We start from the raw sequence: 4,311 nt of genomic DNA, 5'->3' as shown, positions 1-4,311 counted from the left end.
CTCTTCTTTTTATTATATGCCAATTTATTCGCTGTCACACTTATATAGTATTCTACCGAAAATATATCATACTCCTATTTTGTGGTCAATTGGATTGCATGATTGAAAAGGTGTAGTCTTATTCCTCTCCAAACTGAAAAATATCCCGGTTAATAAGTTGGTGGAGATACCTATCCATTTCAGCCGAAGAAACACTTCTTTCATTTTTAAACCACCATGCGCTTAATGAGGTGATTGCCCCTGAATAAAATTCAATGATTAAATCATTTGGCATCGTATGATTTTTGCAAAGTTGATTTAACGCTTCTATTTCTTGTTTTCTCGTTTCGTGACTTAAATACTGTGTCCGGCTAATAAATTGTTCATCAGACATTTGCGTCTCTAATATTTTACCGATTTCTTCATGATGTAGAAATTGTTCCATTACTTGAAATGGTTTACTTAATCGATCTGAAACCGGTATTTCACCAATCATCTTGCTGTATCGTTTAAATCCAAATGCTAATAAAGCATCTTTATCTTCAAAGTGTTTATAAAAGGTTGTTCGGTGTACCATTGCACGATCGCAAATTTGGTTAATCGTGATGGTACTATATTTCTGTTTTGATTGCGTCATTAATTCAAATAAGGAATCCCACAATAATTTATGTGTACGTCTAATACGTAAATCAATTTGTTTTTCATTATCATTCATCTACAATTCTCCTTTTTTGTAGATTAAATATACAGTGGCTGAAGATTGATTCTCCCTTTTTAATCTACATATGTATATTATATTACATGTGTTCCGGTGTATTTAAAGTTTTTTAAGTAAGAAACAGGAGGAGAATCTGTAAATGAATATGACAACTAAGAGCCCTGCAAGTGGCAAAGTTGATACTTCTAATATGAAACATACCCCCATTTTAATTGCGTTACTTTTAGGGGCAATGGTTGCATTATTAAACGAAACGTTACTTGGTAATGCGTTAACGGTATTAATGAAAGAATTTGGCGTAACAGCTTCAACGATTCAATGGCTTTCTACAGCTTACATGTTAGTGGTTGGGGTTTTAGTCCCAATTACAGCGTTACTTCAGCAATGGCTCACAACGAGACAAATGTTTTTGATCGCTATGGTAACATTTTTAGTCGGTACATTAATTGCGGGATTCGCACCTACATTTTCCGTTTTATTAGTCGGTCGTATCGTCCAAGCTGTAGCGACGGGATTAATTACACCGTTATTAATGAATACGATTTTAATCATTTGTCCGCCTGAAAAACGGGGTGCCACAATGGGATTAATCGCACTTGTGATGATGGCAGCTCCAGCAATTGGACCTACATTATCTGGAGTAATCGTTGATTCATTAAATTGGCGCTGGTTATTCTACATTGTTATTCCGATCGTGATCATTTCCATTATGATTGGGATGAAATACATTCAAAATGTTTCAGAGTTAACAAGGCCAAAAGTAGATTATCCATCGATCCTTTTATCGACGTTAGGATTTGGCGGACTTGTGTATAGCTTTAGTGCATCGGGTGATTTAGGATGGTCTGATGCGAAAGTGTATGGCACTTTACTTGTTGGGCTTATCTCATTATGTATTTTTGTCGTTCGACAATTGAAAATTGAGAATCCAATTTTAGAATTACGCGCATTTAAAGTTCCGATGTTTACAATATCAGTTGGATTAATCGTCATTGTGATGATGTCGTTATTTTCAACGATGACTTTATTACCGATGTTCCTGCAAACAGTGTTACTCGTTACAGCCTTTAAATCGGGAATCATCATGCTTCCTGGAAGTGTTATTAGCGCCATAATGGGACCAATCGCAGGTAAACTATTTGATAAATTTAGTCCGAAAGTTATTATCGTTCCTGGTATTGTGTTAGTGGGGATTGCAATGTTCTTATTTAAAGGCATTACTCCTGACACATCAATGGTACAAATTATTGTCATGCATAGCGTATTAATGGTTGGGCTCATGTTTGTCATGACAGCACAAACATACGGTTTAAATCAATTAACACCAGATTTATATCCGCACGGAACCGCACTGTTTAGTACATTGCAACAAGTAGCTGGCGCAATTGGAACAGCTATCTTTATTTCAAAAATGTCTTCAGGAACAACTAGCTATATGGAAAGCTCCGCAAATCCAATGGACCCAGTAGAGAAGTTAAACGGTTTAACATCAGGATTCCAAGGTGCGTTTACACTTGGATTAATCTTTATTGTTGTTGCTTTTATCGTATCGCTATTCTTAAAAGAAGAGAAAAAGGGAGTAGAAGTAAAGGGGGTTTTACAGAACGAAAATTAAGGTTTATATAAAAAGACATCTTTACGATTAAAGATGTCTTTTTATATTTCTTTCGTAATAATAGTTCAAACAGACGAGGGAAATGTGGTGTATGTATTGTCTGTTTTTGAGTATGAAGAACTATTGAGAGTAACGATGTAAAGCTTTACTCATGACTAAAAGGCCGATAATAAGGGATAGTGTTCTTATAATAAGTTCTGCAACTAATAAGTCACCCATCGTTTTAGTGACATCATACATAGTCCCTGTAATGAGAATGGGTGCGATCATAATGATAATTCCAATTCCTATTTGAAGAAGTAAATTCACGTTTTTACTCAAGATAATCACCTCCAAAAAATAGCGCAATACAAAATATGGAATTTTTTCATTGTACATTTATTATACTGTATCGAATTAAGGCTATGGTAATGTTTCTAAAATAAAAAAAAGTTGTCACATGGTCAAAAGATGACTCGTGGGACAACTCCTTTTTAAGTAGTAGTAATATCGATCTTCTGCGTCTGTTATCCAATGTTTGTTAATCTTACATTTTTTCCGTAACATCATACTTTAGCAACTGCCCCTGATCATAAAAACTCTCAAAAATAAGCCCCATTACATAAAAGAACACTAAACCGAAACCAACATGAATAAGTGTAAAGGCAGTGCCGAATGAAGAAAATTCATACACGAGAATTGGCAATTTCGCAGTTGTCCAAACGCCTAAGAAAAATACGATGTACCGAATGCTTGCGCCTTTATTTAATAGGAGTGCTGCAATTGGGAAGGCAACGTAGAGAGGACCAGCTGCAATGCCGCCTAATAATAGAGAGAATAAGATTCCGTATATGCCCGATTTTTCGCCCATATATTTCATGAGCGTTTCTTTCTTCACCCATTGATCAAGTAATCCTACAAATAGTAGGACAGGTGGGAGTAGAAACAACATATCTAAAATGCTATTCCCTGTTAATTGTAATGCGCTCCATCCTAAAGATTGATTTATAAAAGTTAATACAATGAGCCCCAGTAGTAAGATGAAAAAGAAACGATATCTTTTTAGTTCCTTCATACCATCACCACCCAAATAATATAGGAGAATAGAAGTGACATGAGCAATGCAGATGCATTACGTGCGTAAGCAAAGCTTCGTCCGAATATTTTTTGTTCCATCGGTAAGGTTGTAATTCCTACTGACATGAGTGTAGACATAAGTGCCGCAACTTGAGGAAGGCCTGCGCCATGTTGGACTAATGTATTACCAAGAGGAAATACGACGAAGCTTGGAATAAGTGCAACGGAGCCGAGTAGCGCTGAATAAACAATGCCGAGAACTCCAGATTGCTCCCCAATAATAGAAGAGATGAAAGACGGTGTTAATATAGAAAGCGATAAGCCAACGAAAAGCATGATGGAAAGCATCGCAGGTAGAAGATTGCGAAACATTTTCCATGATTTACATAGAGCATCTTTCGTTTTCGTGCGGTCCTTCATAAAAGAAATCCCCGTAAGAATAATGGCTAAAGTGTAAAGAATCACGCCATTAATCATGGTCGGAATCCTTTAAGTCCTTATATTTGTCTATGAAAAAGGATAAGTTCTTCATTTTTTCTTCAATATCCATTTGGAAATCTGCCAGTTGTTCCTTTCCAGCAGGTGTAATTTTGTACATCTTTCTTGGTTTGTCTTGATGATCTGTACTTACATAAGATTCAATTGCACCTTCGTTTTCTAATTTCTTTAGCGTACGATATAAAATGGCGCTATCGATTGGATTAACTGGAAGTTCTTCCTCGCACTTTTGCAATAATTGCCCGCCATAGTTATCACCTTCTGCCAAAAATAACAAAAGGAATGCACCTGTATGTCTTCCTGTGTGTTTCATGGATATACCTCCTTGAATGAATTAGGATATATACTGTTAATGACAGTATACTGTTGTTAACAGTATATGGTGCATGAAGTGCTATGTCAATTTTAAAATGTGCGAATTTCGAGGATACTATTTTCTAACTAT

Annotated in this window: 6 protein-coding genes; 1 reads left to right on the top strand and 5 read right to left on the bottom strand. The window is 36.0% G+C overall.

Features of this window, described 5'->3' with window-relative positions:
* Positions 1-118: 118 nt before the first annotated feature.
* Positions 119-694, bottom strand: a complete 576-nt coding sequence (locus MR113_RS26860; RefSeq protein WP_242257441.1) for a TetR/AcrR family transcriptional regulator — start codon at positions 692-694, stop codon at positions 119-121.
* Between the two features lie 142 nt (positions 695-836).
* Here MR113_RS26860 and MR113_RS26855 point away from each other — a divergent pair, with 142 nt between their 5' ends.
* On the top strand, positions 837-2,312 hold the full coding sequence (locus tag MR113_RS26855; protein ID WP_242257440.1) for an MDR family MFS transporter: 1,476 nt from the start codon (positions 837-839) through the stop codon (positions 2,310-2,312).
* A gap of 120 nt (positions 2,313-2,432) precedes the next feature.
* On the opposite strand, the gene MR113_RS26850 is transcribed toward MR113_RS26855, so the two are convergent.
* From MR113_RS26850 to MR113_RS26835, 4 genes are all read right to left on the bottom strand, one after another.
* Positions 2,433-2,633, bottom strand: coding sequence for a hypothetical protein (locus MR113_RS26850; protein WP_242257442.1), 201 nt, complete (start codon positions 2,631-2,633; stop codon positions 2,433-2,435).
* Between the two features lie 205 nt (positions 2,634-2,838).
* On the bottom strand, positions 2,839-3,366 hold the full coding sequence (locus MR113_RS26845; protein ID WP_242257439.1) for a permease: 528 nt from the start codon (positions 3,364-3,366) through the stop codon (positions 2,839-2,841).
* Entirely contained in the window at positions 3,363-3,845 is a 483-nt protein-coding gene (locus MR113_RS26840; protein WP_242257438.1) for a hypothetical protein, read from the bottom strand. The genes MR113_RS26845 and MR113_RS26840 overlap by 4 nt, the downstream gene beginning before the upstream one ends.
* Positions 3,838-4,179, bottom strand: a complete 342-nt coding sequence (locus MR113_RS26835; RefSeq protein WP_000683186.1) for a PadR family transcriptional regulator — start codon at positions 4,177-4,179, stop codon at positions 3,838-3,840. Before MR113_RS26835 ends, MR113_RS26840 begins: the two co-directional genes overlap by 8 nt.
* Between the last annotated feature and the right edge of the window lie 132 nt (positions 4,180-4,311).

This window comes from Bacillus cereus group sp. BfR-BA-01379, assembly GCF_022663605.1.
GTDB classification, from domain to species: Bacteria; Bacillota; Bacilli; order Bacillales; family Bacillaceae_G; genus Bacillus_A; species Bacillus_A mobilis.
This window is presented reverse-complemented; position numbering and strand designations above follow the sequence as displayed.